Source organism: Rhizobium sp. NZLR11, from assembly GCF_019685115.1.
Classification (GTDB): domain Bacteria; phylum Pseudomonadota; class Alphaproteobacteria; order Rhizobiales; family Rhizobiaceae; genus Rhizobium.
On sequence record NZ_JABDWD010000001.1, the window covers coordinates 444522 to 466858 of the forward strand.

General features: G+C 62.0%; 19 protein-coding genes. 11 read left to right on the forward strand and 8 right to left on the reverse strand.

Features of this window, described 5'->3' with window-relative positions; all coding sequences use genetic code 11:
• Positions 1–19: 19 nt before the first annotated feature.
• A complete protein-coding gene (locus HJB83_RS02055; RefSeq protein ID WP_207582989.1) occupies positions 20–1117 on the reverse strand; it encodes a polyamine ABC transporter substrate-binding protein in 1098 nt (365 codons plus the stop codon).
• A 126-nt stretch (positions 1118–1243) separates the two neighbouring features.
• Complete coding sequence (locus tag HJB83_RS02060) at positions 1244–2653, reverse strand: short-chain fatty acyl-CoA regulator family protein (RefSeq protein ID WP_221131248.1); 1410 nt, start codon at positions 2651–2653, stop codon at positions 1244–1246.
• Positions 2654–2843: 190 nt separating this feature from the next.
• Between HJB83_RS02060 and aceA the strand changes: the two genes are divergently transcribed.
• Both aceA and HJB83_RS02070 read left to right on the forward strand, forming a co-directional pair.
• Positions 2844–4133, forward strand: a complete 1290-nt coding sequence (gene aceA, locus HJB83_RS02065; protein ID WP_207582987.1) for an isocitrate lyase — start codon at positions 2844–2846, stop codon at positions 4131–4133.
• A 21-nt stretch (positions 4134–4154) separates the two neighbouring features.
• Positions 4155–4391: a hypothetical protein gene (locus HJB83_RS02070; protein WP_003570242.1), complete on the forward strand. Its 237-nt coding sequence runs from the start codon at positions 4155–4157 to the stop codon at positions 4389–4391.
• A gap of 48 nt (positions 4392–4439) precedes the next feature.
• On the opposite strand, the gene HJB83_RS02075 is transcribed toward HJB83_RS02070, so the two are convergent.
• Positions 4440–5309: a LysR family transcriptional regulator gene (locus HJB83_RS02075; RefSeq protein WP_207582986.1), complete on the reverse strand. Its 870-nt coding sequence runs from the start codon at positions 5307–5309 to the stop codon at positions 4440–4442.
• Positions 5310–5398: 89 nt separating this feature from the next.
• On the opposite strand from HJB83_RS02075, the gene HJB83_RS02080 reads away from it, so the two are divergent.
• Positions 5399–5656, forward strand: coding sequence for a hypothetical protein (locus HJB83_RS02080; RefSeq protein WP_207582985.1), 258 nt, complete (start codon positions 5399–5401; stop codon positions 5654–5656).
• On the opposite strand, the gene HJB83_RS02085 is transcribed toward HJB83_RS02080, so the two are convergent.
• The 4 genes from HJB83_RS02085 to HJB83_RS02100 form a co-directional block, all read right to left on the reverse strand.
• A complete protein-coding gene (locus HJB83_RS02085; RefSeq protein WP_207582984.1) occupies positions 5629–7470 on the reverse strand; it encodes a methyl-accepting chemotaxis protein in 1842 nt (613 codons plus the stop codon). The two genes, HJB83_RS02080 and HJB83_RS02085, sit on opposite strands and share 28 nt — an antisense overlap.
• Before the next feature lie 146 nt (positions 7471–7616).
• Entirely contained in the window at positions 7617–10148 is a 2532-nt protein-coding gene (locus HJB83_RS02090; protein ID WP_221131249.1) for a HAMP domain-containing methyl-accepting chemotaxis protein, read from the reverse strand.
• 312 nt (positions 10149–10460) lie between these two features.
• Positions 10461–10604, reverse strand: coding sequence for a hypothetical protein (locus HJB83_RS02095; protein ID WP_209887692.1), 144 nt, complete (start codon positions 10602–10604; stop codon positions 10461–10463).
• Between the two features lie 144 nt (positions 10605–10748).
• Positions 10749–11948 carry an NAD(P)/FAD-dependent oxidoreductase gene (locus HJB83_RS02100; RefSeq protein WP_221131250.1) on the reverse strand — a complete coding sequence of 400 codons (1200 nt, stop codon included), beginning with the start codon at positions 11946–11948 and terminating at the stop codon, positions 10749–10751.
• Positions 11949–12055: 107 nt separating this feature from the next.
• On the opposite strand from HJB83_RS02100, the gene HJB83_RS02105 reads away from it, so the two are divergent.
• From HJB83_RS02105 to edd, 5 genes are all read left to right on the forward strand, one after another.
• Complete coding sequence (locus tag HJB83_RS02105; RefSeq protein WP_207582980.1) at positions 12056–13492, forward strand: glutamine synthetase family protein; 1437 nt, start codon at positions 12056–12058, stop codon at positions 13490–13492.
• A gap of 9 nt (positions 13493–13501) precedes the next feature.
• Complete coding sequence (locus tag HJB83_RS02110) at positions 13502–14800, forward strand: FAD-binding oxidoreductase (protein ID WP_207582979.1); 1299 nt, start codon at positions 13502–13504, stop codon at positions 14798–14800.
• 134 nt (positions 14801–14934) lie between these two features.
• Positions 14935–16410 carry a glucose-6-phosphate dehydrogenase gene (zwf, locus tag HJB83_RS02115; RefSeq protein ID WP_007633233.1) on the forward strand — a complete coding sequence of 492 codons (1476 nt, stop codon included), beginning with the start codon at positions 14935–14937 and terminating at the stop codon, positions 16408–16410.
• Between the two features lie 10 nt (positions 16411–16420).
• Positions 16421–17119: a 6-phosphogluconolactonase gene (pgl, locus tag HJB83_RS02120; RefSeq protein WP_207582978.1), complete on the forward strand. Its 699-nt coding sequence runs from the start codon at positions 16421–16423 to the stop codon at positions 17117–17119.
• Positions 17120–17196: 77 nt separating this feature from the next.
• On the forward strand, positions 17197–19020 hold the full coding sequence (edd, locus tag HJB83_RS02125) for a phosphogluconate dehydratase (RefSeq protein ID WP_221131251.1): 1824 nt from the start codon (positions 17197–17199) through the stop codon (positions 19018–19020).
• On the opposite strand, the gene HJB83_RS02130 is transcribed toward edd, so the two are convergent.
• Complete coding sequence (locus HJB83_RS02130; RefSeq protein ID WP_221131252.1) at positions 19021–19920, reverse strand: LysR family transcriptional regulator; 900 nt, start codon at positions 19918–19920, stop codon at positions 19021–19023.
• A 130-nt stretch (positions 19921–20050) separates the two neighbouring features.
• Here HJB83_RS02130 and HJB83_RS02135 point away from each other — a divergent pair, with 130 nt between their 5' ends.
• From HJB83_RS02135 to HJB83_RS02145, 3 genes are all read left to right on the forward strand, one after another.
• On the forward strand, positions 20051–20431 hold the full coding sequence (locus HJB83_RS02135) for a DUF2255 family protein (protein ID WP_221131253.1): 381 nt from the start codon (positions 20051–20053) through the stop codon (positions 20429–20431).
• 102 nt (positions 20432–20533) lie between these two features.
• Positions 20534–21253, forward strand: coding sequence for a carboxymuconolactone decarboxylase family protein (locus tag HJB83_RS02140; RefSeq protein WP_221131254.1), 720 nt, complete (start codon positions 20534–20536; stop codon positions 21251–21253).
• Between the two features lie 91 nt (positions 21254–21344).
• Entirely contained in the window at positions 21345–22328 is a 984-nt protein-coding gene (locus HJB83_RS02145) for an aldo/keto reductase (protein ID WP_221131255.1), read from the forward strand.
• The last annotated feature ends 9 nt before the right edge of the window (positions 22329–22337 follow it).

Sequence of the window (22337 nt, forward strand, 5' to 3'; positions counted from 1 at the left end):
CGTCCGGGCCGCGATCAGATCATTGGCCGGTGACCACGGTGGTCCATAGCCGCGTCACGAGTCGCTGTGTCTTCGGATCGAGCGGCGGAACGGTGAAGAGCTTCGCCATCACCTCCGGCGTCGGGTAGATCGCCGTATCGTCGAGGACCTCCTTGTCGAGGAACTGCTGCGACGCCTTGTTACCGTTGGCGTAGAAGACGAAGTTCGAGGCCTTGGCGATCACCTCCGGCTTCATCATGTAGTTGATGAATTCATGGGCTTCGGCGACGTGCGGCGCATCCTTCGGAATGCCGAAGACGTCAAAGAAGATCTGCGCGCCCTGCGACGGGACCGAATAATCCACCTTGACGCCGGCATTGGCTTCCTTAGCGCGGTCGCGGGCCTGGAACATGTCGCCGGAATAACCGAGTGCTATGCAGATATCGCCGTTCGCCAGGGCGCTGATATATTCCGAGGAATGGAACTTGCGCACGAAGGGACGAACCGCAACGAGAACCTCCTGCGCCTTCTTCAGATCCGCGGGATCGGTGCTATTGGGATTGCGTCCGAGATAGGCGAGCACGGAGGGCACGACATCCGTCGGGGAATCCAGCATATAGATGCCGCAATCCTTCAGTTTGGCCGCCTTCGCCGGGTCGAACAACGCATCCCAATTGGGCTTTTCGTCGGTGCCGAGGGCAGCCTTGACCTTGTCGACATTGTAGCCGATGCCGGTCGTGCCCCACATGTAGTCGACGCTGTATTCGTTGCCGGGATCGAAGGACGCGACACCCTTCATGATGACGTCCCACATGTTGACCAGGTTCGGCAGCTTCGACTTGTCGAGCTTCTGGTAGACGCCGGCGGCGATCTGGCGCTGCATGAAGGAGACCGTGGGAACGACGACGTCGTAACCCGAACCGCCGGCCAGCAGCTTGGTTTCCAGCGTCTCGTTGGAATCGAAGGTGTCGTAGACGACCTTGATGCCGGTTTCCTTGGTGAAATCCTCAAGGATGGAACTGTCGATATAGTCCGACCAGTTGTAGACGTTGACCACACGCTCCTGCGCAAGGGCCGGCGCGGCGGCAAGGAGCGCGGCAACGGCGGCGGCCGTCACGCTTGGAATGATTGACCTCATGATTTCTCCTGTTTGTTCAAAGCGCCCGCACCCCCGGACGTCTTTTCCCTCTGGTTTTGGCTGCAGACTAAGAAGGAATTTCACAGCTCACAAGCGCAAAATCCTGTGCGCTCAATGATTTCACAATCACTGGAAATCGAAGGCGCTGAGCCCCGCCACCATCTCGTCGAGCCCGAGCGGCCGCGTCACCGGCGGTTCGGCGCGGGAAAGGCAGCCGCGCCGCTCGCAAAGGCGACAGGCCGGACCGATCTCAACCGCATCGAGCGCCGTCGCCTGGCCATAAACCAGAGCCTCGCCAAGGGCGGCGTCGCAGCCGATCAGGATCGCCGTGCGCCGCAGCCTTTCGCCGAATTCGACGCTCGGCCCCTCCAGGGTGCGGGCGACCGTCAGGAAGGATGCGCCGTCAGGCATGACCACCGTTTCGGCCAGAATCTGGCCCGGCTGCAGGAAGGCAGCGTGGATGTTGAGCTTCGGACAGCCGCCGCCGAAACGGGCCTGCGGAAAGCCCTGGGCGCCCGCCCGCCGCAGCCTGTGGCCCGCGGCATCGATCTCGATCAGGAAGAAGGGGGTGGCGGCCGCGCCGGGCCGCTGCAGCATCGTCAGGCGGGCGGCGGCATGGCCGAAGGAGACGCCGAAGCGCGCCCTGAGAATATCGATATCGCAGCGCGTTGCCTTCCCCGCAGACAGAAAGGCTTCGTAGGGCATTGCGAGTGCTAAGGCCGCAATGCGGGCAAGCTCGAAACGGGCGATGCGGCGGGCCTCGGCCGAGGAGAGAGAGAGATCGTCGAGTTCGGCATCGATGGCCGGCAGCAAAGCGAGGGTGGCGGCCTCAACGGCGATCTCGTGCGCGCGGTCGGCCGGTGACAGGCGTTCCGAGATGAAAAGCCGCATCGAGTGGCGATCGAAACGGCGGCGCAGATCCGGCATGACGTGGACGGGCAGGACACGCACCGCGATGCCGCGCTCGGCGCGCAGCCAATCCTTGAGGCCGGCGGCAAGATCGAGGCCACCGGGGAGCGTCGCGGCAAAGGCTTCCGCCGCCGTCTCGATCCGCCCGAAATAGGCAGACCTGCGCTCCAGCGTCTCGCGCACCTCGTCGAGCGGCAACCGGCCGGCAGCGACAGGCGCATGGCCTTCGGCGGCCATCAGCGCCGTCAGGTCCGACAGCCTTGCCGCCTGCTCGCGATAGGCGCGGTAAAGCTTGATCATGCCGCTTGCGGCATTGGGTGCAGCCTCGGCCACCTCGACCAATTCCTGGTCGCCGGGCAATTCGCCCGAAAGCAGCGGATCGGCAAAGACTTCCTTGAGCTGGCCGAGACTGCCGCCGGTCTGCCCGCGCAACTCCTCCAGGTCGACCCTATAGACGCTTGCAAGCTTGAGAAGGAGCTGCACCGTCAGCGGCCGCTGGTTGCGCTCGATCAGGTTCAGATAGGACGGCGATATTTCAAGGGCTTCGGCCATGGCGGTCTGGGTCAGCGCCAGCGCATTGCGGATGCGCCTGACTTTCGGGCCTGCGAATATCTTCCGTTCCGCCATGGCACACCCTTTGACAAGGGAGGGGCGCTTTATTTACAATCTTTTACAAATTCACAGCGCCGCTCTGTCAATCCTCGTCATCTTAACCTCTTTCCGTCCAGGAAATCAAAGGTTTTTCTGGCTATATTGCGTTCCGTTGTCAATCTTGTCATCAGCACCCTTTTGTCGGGTTTTTAGTGAGGAGAGCAGCATGACGGATTTTTACAAGCTTGTTCCAAATTCATCGGCAGGCCGCTTCGACGGCATCGAAAGGCCCTATTCGGCCGATGACGTGCAGCGGCTCAGAGGTTCGGTGGCGCTCCGCCATACGCTAGCCGAATTGGGGGCGGACCGGTTGTGGCGGCTCCTGCACCAGGAGGATTTCGTCAATGCCCTTGGCGCGCTTTCCGGCAATCAGGCCATGCAGATGGTGCGTGCCGGGCTGAAGGCGATCTATCTCTCCGGCTGGCAGGTGGCGGCCGACGCCAACACGGCATCGGCGATGTATCCGGATCAGTCGCTCTATCCGGCCAATGCCGGGCCGGAGCTTGCCAAACGCATCAACCGCACGCTGCAGCGCGCCGATCAGATCGAGACCGCAGAAGCCCAGGGGCTTTCGGTCGAGACCTGGTTCGCGCCGATCGTTGCCGATGCGGAAGCCGGCTTCGGCGGACCACTCAACGCTTTCGAAATCATGAAGGCCTATATCGAGGCGGGTGCTGCCGGCGTTCACTTCGAGGACCAGCTCGCCTCGGAGAAGAAATGCGGCCATCTCGGCGGCAAGGTGCTGATCCCGACCGCCGCCCATATCCGCAATCTTGACGCCGCCAGGCTTGCCGCCGACGTCATGGGCGTGGCGACGCTCGTCATCGCCCGCACCGATGCGGAAGCGGCAAAGCTTTTGACCTCCGATATCGACGAGCGCGACCAGCCCTTCGTCGACTATGATGCCGGGCGCACCGTCGAAGGCTTTTATCAGGTCAGAAACGGCATCGAGCCCTGCATCGCCCGGGCTGTGGCCTATGCGCCGCATTGCGATCTCATCTGGTGCGAGACCTCGAAGCCGGACCTCGATCAGGCACGGCGATTTGCCGAAAGCCTGCACAAGGTCCATCCCGGCAAGCTGCTCGCCTATAATTGCTCGCCGTCCTTCAACTGGAAGAAGAACCTCGACGACGCGACGATCGCAAAGTTCCAGCGCGAACTCGGGGCGATGGGCTACAAGTTCCAGTTCATTACGCTCGCCGGCTTCCACCAGCTGAACTTCGGCATGTACGAGCTGGCGCGCGGCTACAGGCAGCGGCAGATGTCGGCCTATTCCGAGCTGCAGCAGGCGGAATTCGCCGCCGAGGTCAACGGCTATACCGCCACCAAACATCAGCGCGAGGTCGGCACCGGCTATTTCGACGCCGTGTCGCTCGCCATCACCGGCGGCCGGTCGTCGACCACGGCGATGCACGGCTCGACCGAACACGCGCAATTCAAACCGGCTGCGGAATAACCCAACGAGGAGGAGAAGATCATGGCATCCATTTCACGCGTCCGGGAACGGGCCGAGGAACAGGCGACCAGCATGAGCGAGGACCAGCAGACGACGATCCGCATGCTCGCCAACGACCTGCATCGGCTGAACCAATCGGTCATGAAAGCCGTCGAGGCCGGCGTCTCGGTCGAGCTGGTGCGCTCGGCCCGCCATCATGGCGGCGACGGCAACTGGGGCGATCTGCTCATTCCCGTCGTTGTCACCAACCGTCATTGAGGAGAACGCCCGCGCATCCTGGAAAGGGCGCGGGCGCTTCAAAGTACGTCAGCCGCGGCTCGGACGTTTTCCGGCGAAGAGATCGGCATAACTTCTGATCAGCTTGGTCATGCGGTCGGCGACTGTGCGGATCTCCGGGCGATGGCGATCCTCGGCGTTCATGACGATCCATTGGGCGTGGCGCAGTTCCGGTAACTCGCCGCCCTGGCGCTGCAATTCAGGGTCGAGATCGCCGACGAAACAGGGAAGCACGGCCTTGCCGGCGCCGGCGCGCACCAGATCCGGCAGCGAACGCGGCCGGTTGACGGTGGCGACGATCCCGGCTGTGGCATTGGCGTGCGGCCAGCGCAGGTAGGCCGATATCGCCTCCTCCTCGGCAACGGCAATCCAGCGTTCATCGATCTCGGCGGCGTTGCGTCTGATATAGATGGCATAGGCCACCTCGCCGAGCCGGCGGGCGGCAAGATTGGCCTCCTCCGGCTCGAAGGCGCGAATGCCGATATCGCTCTCGCGATAGGCAAGGCTCGCCCGCGCCTCACCGATGGTGAGCGAAATCGCAAAGCCATCACCCGGTATGCGGATGGCGGCGAAATTCTCCGTCAGCAGCCAGGCGACCCAGGTGCCGGCGGCGATCCTCACGGTCGTGCCTCCCTCGCCGGATTGCCGCCAGGCTTCCACCTTGCGGGCGGCGGCCTCCATCTCCTGAAGGTGATCGAGCAGCGCCTGGCCATCCTGGGTCAGGCGGTAGCCGGTCTGGCTGCGCGAAAATAAAGCGCGGCCGACCTCCTGCTCGAGATCGAGCATGCGCCGGCCGACGGTCGCAGGGCTGAGCCCGCTTGCCGTGCTTGCCCCCGTCAGGCCGCCGAGCCGGGCGACCTGCAGGAAAAGCTGATAGGAATCCCAACTCGCGTTTTTCATCGATGAAAAACATAGCGGGATTTTCCCTGTTTATGAAGAGATATTCGATGCCTAAATCAGGAGATGTCTTCTACAGAAAGGACATCGCCATGATCGACTTGATCACCATCGCAGGCATCCAGGGATATCGGCACATCCGCAGGCCAGGCGGCGGCAGGGCGGACGAAGATCAATTCTACGCCGAGTTCGGAGACAACAGCCTCATTCGCTTCGGCGCCTGGTTGACCTCGCTCGACATCAGCCCAAAGCGCGTCGTATCAAAAGTAGGGCGGCGGCGGAAAGCTGCGGCGCAATCCGGCGGCGGCTGCCGCCACGTTTCTCAGGCGACTTTCCTTGTCCCCAGGTGAGCGGGCTCTGCGATGATGCGGAAGCGGTCGATCAGCGCCATCAGCGTATCGGCCTCGCCGGCAAGCAGGCGGCTTGCCTGGGTGGTCTCGGCCACCATCGAGGCGTTCTTCTGGGTCATCTGGTCCATGGCGTTGACGGAACCGTTGACCTCCTGCAAGGCGGCCGACTGATCGCGGCTTGCAGTGGCGATGGTCTCGACATGGCCGCTGATCGCGATGATCTCCTGGCTGATCGAGGCAAGGACGCTGCCGGTCTTCTGGACTAGTTCGGAGCCGACCGTCACTTCCCGGCTGGATGTTTCGATCAGCGACTTGATCTCGCGCGCCGCGTCGGCCGAACGCTGGGCAAGTTCGCGGACCTCCTGGGCGACGACGGCAAAACCCTTGCCTGCCTCACCGGCCCGGGCCGCCTCGATGCCGGCATTGAGCGCCAGCAGGTTGGTCTGGAAGGCGATATCGTCGATCACCTCGATGATTTGCTCGATGCGCTGGGAGGCCTCTTCGATGCGGTCCATGGCGGCGACGGCATCGCCGACGACGGCGCCGGAATTGTCGGCCGTCTTCTTGGTCGCGGCGACGACATTATTGGCTTCGCGGGCACGCTCGGCGGACGAGCGAACCGTGACGGTGATCTCCTCGACAGCCGCGGCGGTCTCCTCGAGGTTTGCCGCCTGCGCTTCGGTGCGTTTCGAAAGCTCGCCGGCGGAGGCCGAGACGGCGCCACTGTTACGCTGGATGGTCGAGGCGCTGTCGCGGATACCGGACAGTGTGTCCTGCAGCCGCAGGAGGGAGGCGTTGAAATCGACGCGCAACTGCTCCAACCGGCCGACGAAGGGCGTGCCGATCGTTTGCGAGACATCGCCCTGCGACAGGCGTCCGAGGCCGGCGGCAAGCTGGTTGACGGCAAAGTCGATCTGGCCGTCGAGCGAGCGCTTGTCGGCGTCGTTCCTGGCGCGTTCGGCATCGCTCAAGGCACGCTGTTCGGCAGCCTGCGTTTCCAGGTCGCGCCTGGCGCGGGCGCTATCGCGGAAAAGCGCCAGGGCCCGGCCGATGTCGCCGAACTCGTTCTTCTTGCCGACACAAGGGATCGCTCCATCGAGATCGCCGGAGGAGATTGCGTGAACGCTCGCGGTCAGCGCCTGCAAAGGCTTCACCGACAGGCGGATGGCATAGAAGGCGAGAACACCGACAATGAGCATGACAATGGCGCCGACGCCGAGAACCAGCATCTGCAGCTCATACATACGCTGGTAATAGACCTCCATCGGAATGCCGATGAAGAGAATGCCGACATTGGCGTTCGACGTGTTCTTGATCGGGAAATAGCCGGTCATGAATTTGCGGCCAAATAGCTCCGCCTGGCCGTAATAGGCCTCGCCCCTGGCGAGCACGGGCTGAGCGGGATGCTCGGCAACGAGCTTGGTGCCGACGGCGCGGTCGCCGTTTTCCTTCTTGACGTTGGTGGAGATGCGGACGTAGTCGCCACCCTGCTTCTGGAAGATCGTGGCAACGCCGGCGATCGACTGCGCGGTCCGGTCGACCAGCGAGTGATCGGCGAGGGCCGGAATGGCGTCTTCCGTGACTGTCGAGAGCCGGTCATCCTTCAGCTCGACCCTGGCGCCCTGATCGGCCGCGCCGTAGAGCACGGCCATGGCGCGGGTGGCATCCCTGGCATCGGCGACGGCGCCGTCCATGACATAACGGCTCAGATTGTAATAGGTCACGCCGACAATGGCGGCGGTGCTGATCGCCAGCAGAAACAGTGTGATCGCGACGATCTGGCGGACGATCGACGTAGAGAAAAGGCGCAGCATCAAAACCCCCGGCAGAAGACCGGGGCTAAAGTAGACGAAAAGCGTTAAGGAAAATTTTCTGTAAATCAGGGCCACAGCATGCCCCTATACGAAACGCGAAACGGCCCCGGAAGCCAGGGCCGTTCTCGTGATGATGGGATCGACGATCAGGCGGCGCGGTAGACCTGCGTCTCACCCGCCCCGCCATCGATCTTGAACTGCTGGATGAGACGCCGCAGCGAACCCGCCTCGTCGGCCAGTTCGCGGCTGGCGGCTGTCGTCTCTTCCACCATGGCGGCGTTTTGCTGCGTCATCTGGTCCATCTGATTGACCGTCGCGTTGACGCTCTGCAGTGCATTGGACTGATCGTGGCTGGCGCGGGCGATCATCTCGACATGCTGGCTGATCGTAACGATCTGGGCGCTGATCTTGGCGAGCACCGTGCCGGTCTCCTGCACGAATTGTGAGCCGGAGCTGACCTCGTTGGTCGACTTGTTGATCAGGCCCTTGATCTCCTGCGCCGCGGCAGCGGAGCGCTGGGCCAATTCACGGACTTCCATCGCGACGACTGCAAAGCCCTTGCCGGCTTCACCGGCGCGGGCCGCCTCGATGCCGGCATTCAGCGCCAGCAGGTTGGTCTGGAAGGCGATCTCGTCGATGACGCCGATGATCTGTTCGATCTGGCGCGAGGCATCCTCGATGCGGCCCATCGCATCGATCGCATTGCTGACGACGACGGCGGAATCGTCGGCGCTGCGTTTGGCCTGGCGAACGATCTGGTCGGCATCCTTGGCGCGTTCGGCAGAGGAGCGGACCGTAACGGTGATCTCGTCGACGGCGGCTGCGGTCTCTTCGAGCGAGGCAGCCTGCTGTTCGGTGCGCTTGGAGAGATCCTCGGCCGACTGGGCCATCTGGTTGCCGTTGCCCTGGATCAGTTCGACATTGTCGCGGATCTGGCTCATCGTCGCCTGCAGGCGCATCATCGAACCGTTGAAATCCTGGCGCAGCTGTTCGAGACGGCCGATGAAGGGCGTCTCGATCGTCGTCGATATATCGCCCTGCGACATGCGTTCGAGGCCGGCAGCGAGCGCGTTGACGGCGAATTCGATCTGGCGATCCATCTCGCGCTTGTCGGCGTCGTTGCGCTGGCGCTCATGTTCGGCAGCGGCGCGTTCCTCGTCACTCTGCTCTTCGATGCGGATCTTCGAGATGGCATTTTCCTTGAAGATGCCGAGCGCGCGGGCCATGTCGCCGATTTCATCGTGACGCTGTTCGCCGGAGATGCTGGTCTCCAGCGCCCCTTCGGCGATACGGCGCATGGCGGCGGTGATCTGGCTGATCGGGCGCTGCAGCGTCAGAACCAGGGCGATGCCGCCGAGGATCGACAGGAGGATGCCGAAACCGGTGGTCAAGACGGAGATGCCGTTTGCCTGGGTGCGCTCGGTACCGGCCGTCTGCTTCTGCAGCTCGGCGAAATCGGTTAGCTTCGTCCAGATATGGTCGAGCTCCTGGCGGGCGGCGGCATAGGCGGTGACGCGCTCGCCGATCGTATCGACGATCTTCGAGCCGCCGCCGGAGATGGCGTCGAGTGCCGGCTGGATTGCGCCCGATATGCCTTCGGCAAAGCCCATGCCCTTGGCGCTGGTGATCAGCACCTGCATGTCCTTGCCGAGCGTGCCGGCCTGCTGCTGCAGACGAACGAGATTATCCTTGCTCGAGGTGGCGAGGAAATCGGAAAGCACGATCTGCAGCGCATAGACGGAATTTTCGAGGCGCCTTGTATCCTGGAGGACGGAGTTGGTCTGGCCGATGCGGCCCTCGAGCTCGGCGAAACGCTGTGTCGCTTCGCGCATCTTCTGCGTCGCGGTCAGCTGCGTATAGGTCGAGGTCTGGCGGAAGCGCGACACGAGACGACCGAGTTCGGCGATGTTCTCGTCGGTCGGAGCGGGCATCGCCGCGATCGCCTTGATGCTATCGATGGTTGCTGCCAGTGCGTCGATGACGTTCTTCTGGTTGGTCGGAACCGAAATGGCGATCAGGCGCTGGGATTTGATGATCGCAGGCATCTGTTCGTTGATGTAGGCGATCTTCTCCTGCGGCGTCTGCGGCTTGCTGTAGCCGCTGGCAACGGTGCCGAGGAAGTCGCCGCCCTTCAGCAGGCGGTCGGCGGTGCGCAAGGTGATGGTGGCGGCACCCTCGTCGTTCTGAAGCGCGGTCTGCAATTCCTCGGCCTGGTAGGAAACCGTGAAGCGGGTGCTGATCAGGCTTTTTTGCGCTGCGTCGATCTGCTCATGCAGTGCCTGCTCCTGCTCATGCAGGCCCCAGAGCTTGCCCACCACGCCTGATATGTCCTTGGTGCGGCGCGACGCTTCGGCCAGGCTATCGCGGCCGGCGGCCTCTTCACCGACCTGGTTCAACGTCGCATCGAGCACGCCCTGCTGGGTCGTCAGATCCGCAAGCAGCTTGTCGCGTGCCTGCTGGCTGGTGACGCGCAGGAAATCGTCCATCGAACCGTAGAGATCCTTGAAGCCGCTCAGCGACTGCAGCACGCTGTTGGATATTTCCATGCGGCCCTGAAGCAGCCCCGAAGCGTAAAGGCCCGTCAGGCCCACCGCCGAAATGGTGACGACGAAAGGCAGAACGAAGATCAGAACCTTCGTCTTGATCCTGAAGCGGGAAAGAATCTTGTCAATCAACATGGCGTTCCGGGCCTTTCATGCACCACTCCTCCCGCAGGCGGCCATTTGGCGCCAGCCGAGTACACATCGAGCTGTTCTTAGTTACATCGGGAACCCGGAAAGCCAGGCGGCAGTCATTGCCGGTTCATGTCCAAACAACTTGGAAATGCCCAAATAATCGCGGGCAATTGTGTCAGATTAGATATTAATTTTCGGATAAGCGGTTGCGGCGGATTAAGCCAAGGCGGTGAAATAGTTGAAATTTTGTAAGCCGCGGCGCCGTGGGGCGGCAACACCCGTGCCACGACGTTCGTTGCAGGCCTGAAGACAGGATCAGATGAAGTGCGAGGAGAGCAGCGCGAGACTGGCGGCGGTAGCGCCGGCTGCCAGCATCAGATAACGCAGGGTGACCATCCGGGCGTTCGGCTTCGCCTGGGCAATTGCGATGGCGCGGGCGCGTCGTGTGTTTCTGGTCATGCTGGAAACCTCACTTCTGTCTGACACAACAATCCAACAAAACGGCTTGCTGGTAAAGCTTATTTAGGAAGAGCTTTGCAGATCGCCAATTGAGACAGGATGGCGCACCTCTCTTAAGAAGTCTTGAATCGGTATTACCTACATTTATGCATATTCGCCGGCGGCAAATCCGGAGGCCCAGGCCCATTGGAAATTGTAGCCGCCGAGCCAGCCGGTGACGTCGACGCATTCGCCGATGAAGTAAAGCCCGGGTACGGCCTTGGCCTCCATGCTGCGGGAATCAAGCGCTGCCGTATCGATACCGCCGAGCGTCACTTCGGCGGTGCGATAGCCTTCCGAGCCGGACGGCTTGACCGCAAAGTTCTGGGCTCCAGCAGCAAGGCGCAGCAGCGCCTTGTCGGGAAGGTCGGCCATATTGCCGGCGATTTTCTCACGCTCGACGAGAAATTGCGCCAGCCGTTTCGGCAAGATCTCGGCAAGCGCCGTCTGCGGCGACTGGCGGCCATTACGCTGCTTTGCCGTCTTCAGATGTGTTGCAATGTCGATATCCGGCTCGATCGAAACGACGACCTCGTCGCCTTCGCGCCAGTAGGAGGAAATCTGCAGGATGGCGGGTCCGCTGAGGCCCCGATGGGTGAACAGCAGCGCTTCGCGGAAGGCGGTCCTGTCATGGCGGATTTCGGCCGGGGCGGAAATGCCGGCGAGCGGGGCGATGGCCTCGAGCAAGCCGGGATCGAGCGTCAGCGGCACGAGGCCGGGGCGGGTTTCAAGCACCGGAAGACCGAACTGTTCGGCGAGGCGATAGGCAAAGCCGGTGGCGCCCATCTTCGGGATCGACTTGCCGCCAGTCGCGACGATCAGCGACGATGCTTCAAAACTATCGTCACCGGTCTTGACGCGAAAACCCGCCTCCACCTTTTCGACGGCTGATATCTCGGTGCCGAGATCCAGCTGCACGCCGGTGCTGCGCATCTCAGCGAGCAGCATGCGGATGACGTCTTTGGCGCTATCGTCGCAGAAGAGCTGGCCCAGGGTCTTTTCGTGCCAGGCAATGCCGTGCCGGTCGACCATGGCGATGAAATCGGCGGGCGTGAATCGAGCGAGCGCCGACTTGCAGAAATGTGGGTTGGCGGAGAGGAAATTCTTCGGTCCGGCGTGGATATTGGTGAAATTGCAGCGGCCGCCGCCCGATATGCGGATCTTCTCGCCGGGCGCCCTTGCATGGTCGAGGATCGCGACCGAGCGGCCGCGTTTTCCGGCCCGGATAGCCGCCATCATGCCCGCCGCCCCGGCGCCGATGACGATGACGTCGCTTTTGCGCTGCAAATCCGTTTCCTCGATCAAGACAGCGTCTTCTTTTCCATCAAAGGGCGAAAGTCAACGTTCTCAACCTCTCGCCAATTGGCAAAGTCCGGTTATGATGGCGCCACGATCAACCAGACCGGTGTGTCATGTCCCCAAAAAAGACGACGCTGAAGCCTGCCAGAAACGTACCCGCCTCGAAGAAAACTCCTCCGGACCCCGGATCCCTGCGCGGCGTTGCGAACTGGAAGGAAGCAGCGCGGTGGCTGAGGGACAGGGGCATCGAAGACATCGAATGCATCACGCCGGACCTTGCCGGCGTTCCGCGCGGCAAGATGATGCCGAGCTCGAAATTCACCTCGAACACCTCGCTGGCGCTGCCTTCGGCGATCTACCGGCATACGATTTCGGGCGAGTACCCGGAGGAGACGGAGAGCTTCCGCTACGAGCCGCGCGACAGCGACCTGAAGCTGATGCCCGACCTTTCGACGCTTTCGGTCGTGCCCTGGGAGACCGACCCGACGGCGCAGGTGATCTGCGACATCGTCGATTCCGACGGCGGCGAAGTGCCCTATACGCCGCGCAACGTGCTGAAACGGATCCTGAGCCTCTATCACGACCGCGGCTGGAAGCCGATCGTGGCGCCCGAGATCGAATTCTACCTGGTCGCCAAGAATGTCGACCCCGACTATCCGCTGCACCCGCCGAAGGGCAGGTCCGGCCGCTCGATCCTCGGCGGCCAGGGCTATTCGATCGCCGGGATCAACGAATTCGACGAGTTGATCGACGACATCTACCATTTCTCGGAGAAGCAGGGGCTCGAGATCGATACGCTGATCCACGAAGAGGGACCGGCGCAGCTCGAGATCAACCTGCGCCACGGCAATCCGATCGAACTTGCCGACCAGGTGTTCCTGTTTAAGCGCACGATCCGTGAGGCGGCGCTGAAGCACGACATCTATGCGACCTTCATGGCCAAGCCGATGCAGGCCCAGCCGGGTTCGGCGATGCATATCCATCAATCGGTGGTCAATATCGAGACGGGTAAAAACGTATTCTCCAATGCGGACGGATCGGCTTCGAAGGAATTCTTCCATTTCATCGGCGGCATGCAGAAATTCGTGCCGAGCACGATGGCGATGCTTGCGCCCTACGTGAATTCCTATCGGCGCCTGCAGCCTGATATGTCCTGCCCGGTCAACAATGCCTGGGGTTACGACAACCGGACGACGGCCTTCCGCGTTCCGGTTTCCGATCCGCAGGCGCGGCGCGTCGAAAACCGGCTCCCGAGCTCGGACGCCAATCCCTATCTGGCGCTTGCCGCCTCGCTCGCCGCCGGCCTGCTCGGCATCATGAAGCAGATTGAGCCGACGGCGCCGACGGAGGATTCGGCCAATGAAGGCTCGATCGACCTGCCGCGTGGCCTGCTGGAAGCCGTGGCGCTGCTCGAGGACGAGCCCGCCTTCGAGGAGATTTTCGGCAAGCAGTTCATCGGCCTCTATACCGGCGTCAAGCGCGGCGAGTTCGAGACCTTCATGCAGGTGATCAGCCCCTGGGAGCGGGAATTCCTTCTGCTCAACGTGTGAGGGACCGTCATGGCATCGCAGGAGATGTGGCAGAGCCCGATCTCGCCGGGACTATCCTGGTATCAGGCAACCATCGGGGAGCGGCCCACTTATGCCGCCCTCGACGGCTCGAGAACAGTAGACGTCGCCATCATCGGCGGCGGCTATACCGGCCTGCAGGCCGCCTATAATCTTGCCAAGGCAGGCGTCTCGGTGGTGCTGATCGAAGCCTGCCGCTTCGGTGACGGGGCGTCCGGGCGCAATGGCGGCCAACTTGGCACCGGCCAGCGATGGTGGCCGGAAGAACTCGAGGAGAAGATCGGCTACGAACGCTCGAAGGCGCTGTTTAATCTTGCCGAGGCGGCCAAGCGCCATCTCATCGATTTCGCCCGCGAGCACCAGATCGAGATCGACTATGTGCCCGGCCAGCTCAACGTCGCGCACAAGGCGAGCTACAAACGCGCCTATTACGAAAATGCCCAGATCGCCGCGCTGCGTTACGACTATCCGCACATCAGTTTCATGGATGAGAAGGAAACGCAGGAGCGGCTCGGTTCGAAGCGGTTTCATTGCGGCGTGCGCGATGTCGGCACCGGCCACATCCATCCGCTGAAGCTGCTGGTGGGGCTGGCCCGGGTCGCCGCCAATGCCGGTGCTGCGATCTTCGAGATGACCGCGGCAAAGGCGATCCGCCAGGGTGGCGGCAAGGTGACGATCGAAACCGAAAGGGGAACGATCACCGCCGATCGGGCGCTGATTGCCTGCGATGGCCATATCGACGGCCTCGAACCGGTGACCGCAAGACATGTTATGCCAATCCGCTCTTTCATCGGCGCCACAGCCCCGCTCGACGGGCATCCCGATGTCCTGCCGGGCGGCGAGGCCGTGGCCGATTCGCGCTTCGTCGTGCGCTACTTCCGCAAATTCGGCGACGGCCGGCTGCTGTTTGGCGGACGCGAAGCCTATACGTCGGACAATCCGAAGGACATTTCCGAGCACATCCGCCGACAGATCGCCGAGATCTATCCCGCCCTGAAGGATATCGAGATCACCCATGCCTGGGGCGGCAGCGTCGGCATCACCATGCCGCGCCAGCCATTCGTGCGCGAGGTCATGCCCGGCGTCATCTCGATCGGCGGTTATTCCGGCCATGGCGTCATGCTGTCAAACTACTGTGGCAAGCTCTACGCGGAAACGGTGCTTGGAAAATCCGGTGATCTCGACCTCTTCACATCGCTCGATATTCCTGCCTTTCCCGGCGGCGCCGGCATGCGGGCGCCGTTGCTTTTCCTCGCCTTGTCGTGGTTTGCGCTTCGCGACAAATTTTAGTCCAATTGCGGATTTCCTCTTCCGGAAATTCGCTCTAAAACCGGCGCCTGAGAGATTCGTTGCACCGCACACTGGCTTTTTTAAATCGATTAGATTAAAAGAGCCGCCAACCAGCCTGATTGAGAGACAAGCTCATGAGCAGCCAGATCATTCCCGTTGAGCCTTTTGATTATGTCGTCTTCGGCGGCAGCGGCGACCTTGCCGAACGCAAGCTTCTGCCCGCGCTGTATCATCGCCAAATCGAAGGCCAGTTTACGGAACCGACCCGCGTGATCGGCGCCTCGCGCAGCCCGTTGACGCACGAGGAATACCGCAAATTCGCCAAAGACGCGCTGAACGAGCACCTGAAGAAGGGTGAATACGACGAAGCGGAGGTGGAGAAATTCTGTGCCCGCCTCTACTACGTCTCGGTCGACGCCCGCACGGATACCGGCTGGGATCAGCTGAAGAAGCTGCTCGACGAGGGCAAGGATCGAGTGCGCGCCTTTTACCTCGCGGTCGCGCCCGGTATCTTCGGCGACATTTCGCAGAAGATCCACGACCACAAACTGATCACCAAGTCGACCCGCATCGTCGTCGAGAAGCCGATCGGCCGCGATCTCGCCTCGGCGCTGCAGCTCAACGACACGATCGGCCGTGCCTTCAAGGAAGAACAGATCTTCCGCATCGACCACTATCTCGGCAAGGAGACCGTGCAGAACCTGATGGCGCTGCGTTTCGCCAACGCGCTGTACGAGCCGCTGTGGAATGCCAACTACATCGATCACATCCAGATCACCGTGGCTGAAGCAGTCGGCCTTGAGGGCCGCGCCGGCTATTACGATACGGCAGGCGCATTGCGCGACATGGTGCAGAACCACATCCTGCAGCTGCTCTGCCTGACGGCGATGGAAGTGCCATCGTCGATGGATTCGGAAGCCGTTCGCGACGAAAAGCTGAAGGTGCTGCGCGCGCTGAAGCCGCTCAATGCCTCCAATGTCGAGCAGGCGACGGTCCGCGGCCAGTATCGCGCCGGCGCATCGGGCAGCGGCCCGGTCAAGGGCTATCTCGAAGAGCTCGAAGGCGGCGTCTCGAACACCGAGACCTTCGTCGCCATCAAGGCGGAGATCAACAATTGGCGCTGGGCGGGCGTTCCCTTCTACATCAGAACCGGCAAGCGCCTGACCGGACGCATGTCCGAGATCGTCATCACCTTCAAGCCGATCCCGCATGCGATCTTCGACCAGGCGGCCGGACGCATCGTTGCCAACCAGCTGATTATCCGGCTGCAGCCGGATGAAGGCGTCAAGCAGTCGCTGATGATCAAGGATCCGGGCCCGGGCGGCATGCGCCTGCGCAACGTCTCGCTCGACATGAGCTTCGCCCAGGCGTTCAACGTGCGCAATCCCGACGCATACGAGCGTCTGCTGATGGATGTGATCCGCTCCAACCAGACATTGTTCATGCGCCGCGACGAAGTCGAAGCCGCATGGAAATGGGTGGATCCGATCCTCAAGGGTTGGGAAACCACCGGCCAGCAGGTGCAGGGCTATACGGCCGGCACCTGGGGTCCGAGCCAGGCCATCGCGCTGATCGAGCGCGACGGCCGCACCTGGCATGACGATATCTAGGACGAAACCGATGGCATCGACCCTGCATTCCTTCGCCAGCCCCGCAGATCTCGCCGGCAGTCTCGCCGACAAGGTCGCCGATACGCTTTCGGCGGCGATCGCCGCCCGCGCAACGGCGTCCATCGCCGTTTCCGGCGGCTCGACCCCGAAGCTGTTCTTCCAGGCACTGTCGACGCGCGATATCGCCTGGGACAAGGTGACGATCACACTTGTCGACGAGCGTTTCGTGCCGGCCGACAATGCGCGCTCGAACCATCTGCTGGTCGATGCCAATCTCCTACAGAACAAAGCCAAGGCGGCGCGTTTCCTGCCTCTCTATCAGGACACGGCCTCCGCGGAGGAGGCCGCAAGGCTTGCGACCGAGAAGACCAGGGCAATCAGTTCCCCCTTCGACATCGTCATCCTCGGCATGGGTGGCGACGGCCACACAGCCTCGTTCTTTCCCGGCGGCAGCAATCTTGCCAAGGCGCTCGATGCATCGACGCCGCGCGGCATCATCACCATGGAAGCGGAAGGGGCCGGCGAGCCGCGCCTGACCTTCACCTTCTCCAGTCTTGAGGATGCCGCACTCCTGGTTCTCCATATTGAGGGCGAAGGCAAAAAAGACGTTCTCGCCAAAGCAGAGGGCAAAGGTGAAGAGGCAGACATGCCGATCCGCGCCGTTCTGCGCCGGGCCACTTCCCCGGTCGAGATCTACTGGGCTCCCTGATCGGCCGTCAATCCGGATCGACATTCAGGCCAGAGCCGCCGAAACAGATAAGACAACGAACAAGGCAGGGATCTTCCATGTCCGCCCACGCACGCATTTCTGCGATCACCGATCGCATTGTCGAACGCTCGAAACCAACCCGCGAGCGCTACCTGGAACGCCTGCGCGCCGCCGCCTCCAAGGGTGTCGCGCGTTCGGTGCTGGGCTGCGCCAACCTTGCCCATGGCTTTGCGGTCTGTTCCCCCGCCGACAAGGATGCGCTCGCCGGTGATCGCATCCCCAATCTCGGCATCATCACCGCCTATAACGACATGCTCTCGGCCCACCAGCCGTTCGAGACCTATCCGGCGATTATCCGCGAGGCGGCCGCAGAGGCAGGCGGCGTGGCGCAGGTGGCAGGCGGCGTGCCGGCCATGTGCGACGGTGTCACCCAGGGACAGCCGGGCATGGAGCTTTCGCTGTTTTCGCGCGACCTGATCGCCATGTCGGCGGGCGTCGGCCTGTCGCACAATATGTTCGATGCCGCCCTCTTCCTCGGGGTCTGTGACAAGATCGTGCCGGGCCTCGTCATTGCGGCGCTGTCCTTCGGGCATCTGCCGTCGATCTTCGTTCCGGCCGGCCCGATGACGACCGGCCTGCCGAACGACGAGAAGTCGCGCGTGCGCCAGCTCTTCGCCGAGGGCAAGGTCGGGCGCGCCGAGCTGCTGGAAGCGGAATCGAAGTCCTATCACGGCCCCGGCACCTGCACCTTTTACGGCACCGCCAATTCCAACCAGATGCTGATGGAGATCATGGGCTTCCACATGCCCGGCTCCTCCTTCATCAATCCCGGCACGCCGCTGCGCGAGGCGCTGACGCGCGAAGCCGCCAAGCGGGCGCTGGCGATCACCGCGCTCGGCAATGAATTCACGCCGGCCGGCGAAATGATCGACGAGCGCTCGGTCGTCAATGGCGTCGTCGGCCTGCATGCCACCGGCGGCTCGACCAACCACACGCTGCACCTCGTTGCCATGGCGCGGGCAGCCGGCATCCAGCTCACCTGGCAGGATATTGCCGAGCTTTCGGAAATCGTCCCGCTGCTGGCCCGCGTCTATCCGAACGGGCTTGCCGACGTGAACCATTTCCAGGCGGCCGGCGGCATGGGTTTCCTGATCAAGGAACTCCTGAAGCACGGACTGGTGCACGACGACGTCCGCACCGTCTTCGGCCAGGGTCTCCAAGCCTATACGGTCGACGCCCGTCTCGGTGAAAACGGTGCCGTGCGGCGCGAGCCGTCGCCTGACAAAAGCGTCGATCCGAAGGTTCTCTCCAGCATCGAGACGCCGTTCCAGGCGAATGGCGGGCTGAAGATGCTGCGCGGCAATCTCGGCAAGGCGGTGATCAAGATCTCCGCCGTCAAGCCGGAGCGCCACATCATCGAGGCGCCGGCGATCATCTTCCACAGCCAGCAGGCGCTGCAGGACGCCTTCAAGGAAGGCAAGCTCAACCGCGATTTCATCGCCGTCGTGCGCTTCCAGGGGCCGAAGGCGAACGGCATGCCGGAACTGCACAAGCTGACGCCGCCGCTCGGCGTGCTGCAGGACCGCGGTTTTCGCGTGGCGCTGTTGACCGACGGGCGCATGTCCGGTGCCTCAGGCAAGGTGCCGGCCGCGATCCACGTCACGCCTGAGGCAGTCGACGGCGGCCCGATCGCCCGTATCCGTGACGGCGACATCATCCGCCTGGACGCGATCAAAGGCACGCTCGAGCTGCTCGTCGATGCGGCCGATATGGCCGAGCGCGAACCGGTGACCGTCGATCTCTCCGACAATGAATTCGGCATGGGCCGCGAACTCTTCGCGCCGTTCCGCCGCGCCGTCGGACCTTCGGATCAGGGCGCCAGCGTGCTCTTCCACCACTAGCTAGTTGGCGTCGTGATGCCGCAGCGCCTCCACCAGCAAGATAAATGCTGGAGAGGGGTGTCGGCGAGACGGGTAATACAAATGATAGCCGGGGAACGGTGGTGACCAATCATCCAGGACCTGAACGAGGCGTTTGTCATCCAGATACCGACGCACAACGTCCTCGTGAATATAGGCAAGACCAAATCCATCCAGCGCAGCCTTGATCAGCTGCGGCACGGTATTGAAAGCCACCTGTCCACCGACCCTGACCCGCATTTCTTGCCCCTCACGCCCGAATTCCCAGGCATAGAAGCCGCCATAACTTGGCAGGCGAAGGTTGATGCAGCGGTGGAGGGACAGTTCGTGTGGCGTCTTGGGATGGGATCGATCATGAAAGCAGGATGGCGCGCCGACGACGATCATCCTCGCCAGCGGCCCGATCCGGATCGCAATCATATCTTTTTCAACCTGGTCCCCCAGTCGCACGCCAGCATCGAAACGTTCCGAGACGATATCGGTCAAGGCCGACTCGGCATTCAACTCAACTTTGATGTCGGGATAATCGGCAAGGAACCTGGATAGCTTTGGCCAAAGGATGGTGTCGATTGCATGCTGGCCGGCAGTGATCCGGAAACTTCCGGCCGGCGTGTCACGGAACTCAGTGAGGGCTGAGAGCTGGGCTTCGATATTGCCGAATGCGGGTGCAAGGGTAGAAAGCAGCCCTTCCCCCGCCGCAGTCGGCGCCAGGCTGCGCGTGGTTCGGGTCAGCAAACGGATCCCCAACCGCTCCTCCAGACGCTTGATGATCAGGCTGAGTGATGATTGCGACGTTCCAAGACGCGCGGCCGCCTTGGTAAAGCTCTTCTCCTCGGCCACGACCAGAAAGGCCATCAGGTCGCCTAGTTCTTCGCGTCGCATTTATTGATCTCCGATATAAGTTCAATATTATTTTAGCGTCTAATCGAAGGAAATGGCACGCACTATATTGTTTTTAGATGCGGCATGAACGCAGCCGCTTATTCGAGGGCTTATATTCAAGGGCGAACGAATGGCCTGGTTAGAATTCGAGCTTGCACAGATCGCTGAGAGCGACGACCTGCACATCTCTCCCTTGCGCGACGACGGGAGGACCTGTGGCACTCCGACCTGGATTTGGTCTGTCACTGTGGATCGACAGCTCTACGTCCGCGCCTATCATGGCCAACGGTCACGATGGTATCAGGCAGCGGTCAAGCAGAAGACCGGACGGATCATTGCCGCCGGAAAAACCAGAAACGTCGTATTCGAGTCCGTCGAGGGTGCGATCAACGCGGCGATCGATGATGCGTATCGGAGCAAATACGCGACGAGTTCGTACCTCGGCTCGATGATTGGCGAACGTGCCAGATCAGCCACTATTCGGATCATCCCATTCGAACACCAGGTCTGATCCCGCCCGACATTGCCTCGACAGAGACGGCCGTGAATCGGCGAAAGCGAGAAGCTTTAGGCCTGGCCTTGGATCCATCTTATAACATCGATTGGAATAACAATGTCACCCTCGACGACCCTTCGCACCGCATTGACCAACGACGACGTCCGCACCGTTTCACCAGCGTTGGCAAACTATACCCGAAACGCCATCGTCGGCGACCTCTGGAAACGCCCGGGCCTATCTTCAAGAGACCGGAGCATCGTAACGGTCTCGGCTTTAATCGCCCGCGCCCAGACGATTGGTATGACGCACTACTTCAACCTGGCTCTGGAGAACGGCGTCACACCGACCGAGCTCTCGGAGATCATGACGCATCTCGCCTTCTACAGTGGCTGGCCGAACGCATTCTTTGCGGTGGAAATCATGAAGGACATCTTCGCCGAGCGCGGCGTAGGAGAAGGGCAACTGCCGCAGGAGCCTGTCACCCTCCTTCCGCTTGACCAAGCGTCGGAAGCCAGGCGCGCCGAGGCCGTCCAAGCCAATTTCGGCGACGTCTCGCAAGGTGTCGTAGATTTCACCGAACAACTTTTATTCACGGATCTCTGGCTTCGACCTGGACTCGCGCCGCGCGACCGCAGCCTCGTCACAGTATGCGCGCTGGTGGCATCCGGTCAGGTGGCGCAAATCACCTACCATCTCAATCGCGCGATGGATAACGGGCTGACCAGGGCGCAGGCATCGGAAGTACTCGCGCATCTGGCCTTTTATACTGGCTGGCCTTGCGTTTTTTCGGCGATGCCCGTTGTCAAAGATGTGTTTGCAAGTCGGGACAAATAGACCGAGAGGATGCCCAGCATGAAGTCCCGCCGCGGACCGACTTGCATCCGCTCTCCATTGAACTTGAATCATGCACTTGGAGGATATTTTTATGCAGAAACGTAAACTAGGCCAAGGGCTGCAAGTCTCGGCGCTATCGCTCGGTGCAATGGGATACGGCAAAGCCCGTGAACTGCCGGACAGGGCGGACATGATCGCTCTGATCAGGGCCGCCGTCGAACGCGGCATGGACTTCTTCGACACGGCGGAAGTCTATGGCCCATTCACCAACGAGGAGATGGTCGGCGAGGCGCTCCAGCCGGTTCGCGGCAAAGTCAAGATCGCGACCAAGTTCGGCTGGGATGTCGATCCCGATACCGGGGTTCATCACGGTGGTGTCAATAGCAAGCCCGACCATATTCGCCGGGCTGTGGAAGGCAGCCTCAAGCGCCTGCGCACTGACCACATCGATCTTCTCTACCAGCACCGCGTCGATCCGGAAGTGCCGATGGAGGACGTGGCAGGCGTGGTGAAGGATTTGATCGGCGAGGGCAAAGTCGGCTGGTTCGGCCTGTCGGAAGCCGGGCCGTCGTCGATCCGTCGTGCCCATGCGGTCCAGCCGGTGGCGGCGCTGCAAAGTGAATATTCGCTCTGGACACGCGAGCCAGAGGCGGAAATCCTGCCGACACTCGAAGAACTCGGCATCGGCCTCGTGCCCTTCAGCCCGCTCGGCAAGGGCTTCCTTACCGGCAAGATCGCCGCGGACACCACGCTAGACACATCGGACATGCGCAACTCTATTCCGCGCTTCTCGCCGGAGGCCCGCAAAGCCAATCAGCGGCTCGTCGATCTCATCAGGGCCATCGGCGACAGGCACGGCGCAACTCCGGCGCAGGTGGCGCTGGCCTGGTTGCTTGCACAGAAGCCCTGGATCGTCCCGCTCTTCGGCACTCGAAAGCTGGAGCGCTTCGAGGAAAATGTCGGCGCACTCAAGGTGCAACTGACGGCCGAGGACCTCGGCGAGATCCGGTCCGCAGACATTCATATCGAAGGAGCACGTTATCCCGAGGAACATCTCAGCCGGGTCGGCCTCTGATCCACGTGC

What these genes read in the sequence shown, in the direction of transcription:
- HJB83_RS02140 (WP_221131254.1), top strand. Translation starts at nt 20,534, where the DNA reads ATGTCACCCTCGACGACCCTTCGCACCGCATTGACCAACGACGACGTC.
- zwf (WP_007633233.1), top strand. Translation starts at nt 14,935, where the DNA reads ATGAGCAGCCAGATCATTCCCGTTGAGCCTTTTGATTATGTCGTCTTC.
- HJB83_RS02055 (WP_207582989.1), bottom strand. Translation starts at nt 1,117, where the DNA reads ATGAGGTCAATCATTCCAAGCGTGACGGCCGCCGCCGTTGCCGCGCTC.
- HJB83_RS02075 (WP_207582986.1), bottom strand. Translation starts at nt 5,309, where the DNA reads ATGAAAAACGCGAGTTGGGATTCCTATCAGCTTTTCCTGCAGGTCGCC.
- HJB83_RS02085 (WP_207582984.1), bottom strand. Translation starts at nt 7,470, where the DNA reads ATGCTGCGCCTTTTCTCTACGTCGATCGTCCGCCAGATCGTCGCGATC.
- HJB83_RS02080 (WP_207582985.1), top strand. Translation starts at nt 5,399, where the DNA reads ATGATCGACTTGATCACCATCGCAGGCATCCAGGGATATCGGCACATC.
- edd (WP_221131251.1), top strand. Translation starts at nt 17,197, where the DNA reads ATGTCCGCCCACGCACGCATTTCTGCGATCACCGATCGCATTGTCGAA.
- HJB83_RS02090 (WP_221131249.1), bottom strand. Translation starts at nt 10,148, where the DNA reads ATGTTGATTGACAAGATTCTTTCCCGCTTCAGGATCAAGACGAAGGTT.
- HJB83_RS02060 (WP_221131248.1), bottom strand. Translation starts at nt 2,653, where the DNA reads ATGGCGGAACGGAAGATATTCGCAGGCCCGAAAGTCAGGCGCATCCGC.
- pgl (WP_207582978.1), top strand. Translation starts at nt 16,421, where the DNA reads ATGGCATCGACCCTGCATTCCTTCGCCAGCCCCGCAGATCTCGCCGGC.
- HJB83_RS02130 (WP_221131252.1), bottom strand. Translation starts at nt 19,920, where the DNA reads ATGCGACGCGAAGAACTAGGCGACCTGATGGCCTTTCTGGTCGTGGCC.
- HJB83_RS02105 (WP_207582980.1), top strand. Translation starts at nt 12,056, where the DNA reads ATGTCCCCAAAAAAGACGACGCTGAAGCCTGCCAGAAACGTACCCGCC.
- aceA (WP_207582987.1), top strand. Translation starts at nt 2,844, where the DNA reads ATGACGGATTTTTACAAGCTTGTTCCAAATTCATCGGCAGGCCGCTTC.
- HJB83_RS02135 (WP_221131253.1), top strand. Translation starts at nt 20,051, where the DNA reads ATGGCCTGGTTAGAATTCGAGCTTGCACAGATCGCTGAGAGCGACGAC.
- HJB83_RS02070 (WP_003570242.1), top strand. Translation starts at nt 4,155, where the DNA reads ATGGCATCCATTTCACGCGTCCGGGAACGGGCCGAGGAACAGGCGACC.
- HJB83_RS02095 (WP_209887692.1), bottom strand. Translation starts at nt 10,604, where the DNA reads ATGACCAGAAACACACGACGCGCCCGCGCCATCGCAATTGCCCAGGCG.
- HJB83_RS02110 (WP_207582979.1), top strand. Translation starts at nt 13,502, where the DNA reads ATGGCATCGCAGGAGATGTGGCAGAGCCCGATCTCGCCGGGACTATCC.
- HJB83_RS02145 (WP_221131255.1), top strand. Translation starts at nt 21,345, where the DNA reads ATGCAGAAACGTAAACTAGGCCAAGGGCTGCAAGTCTCGGCGCTATCG.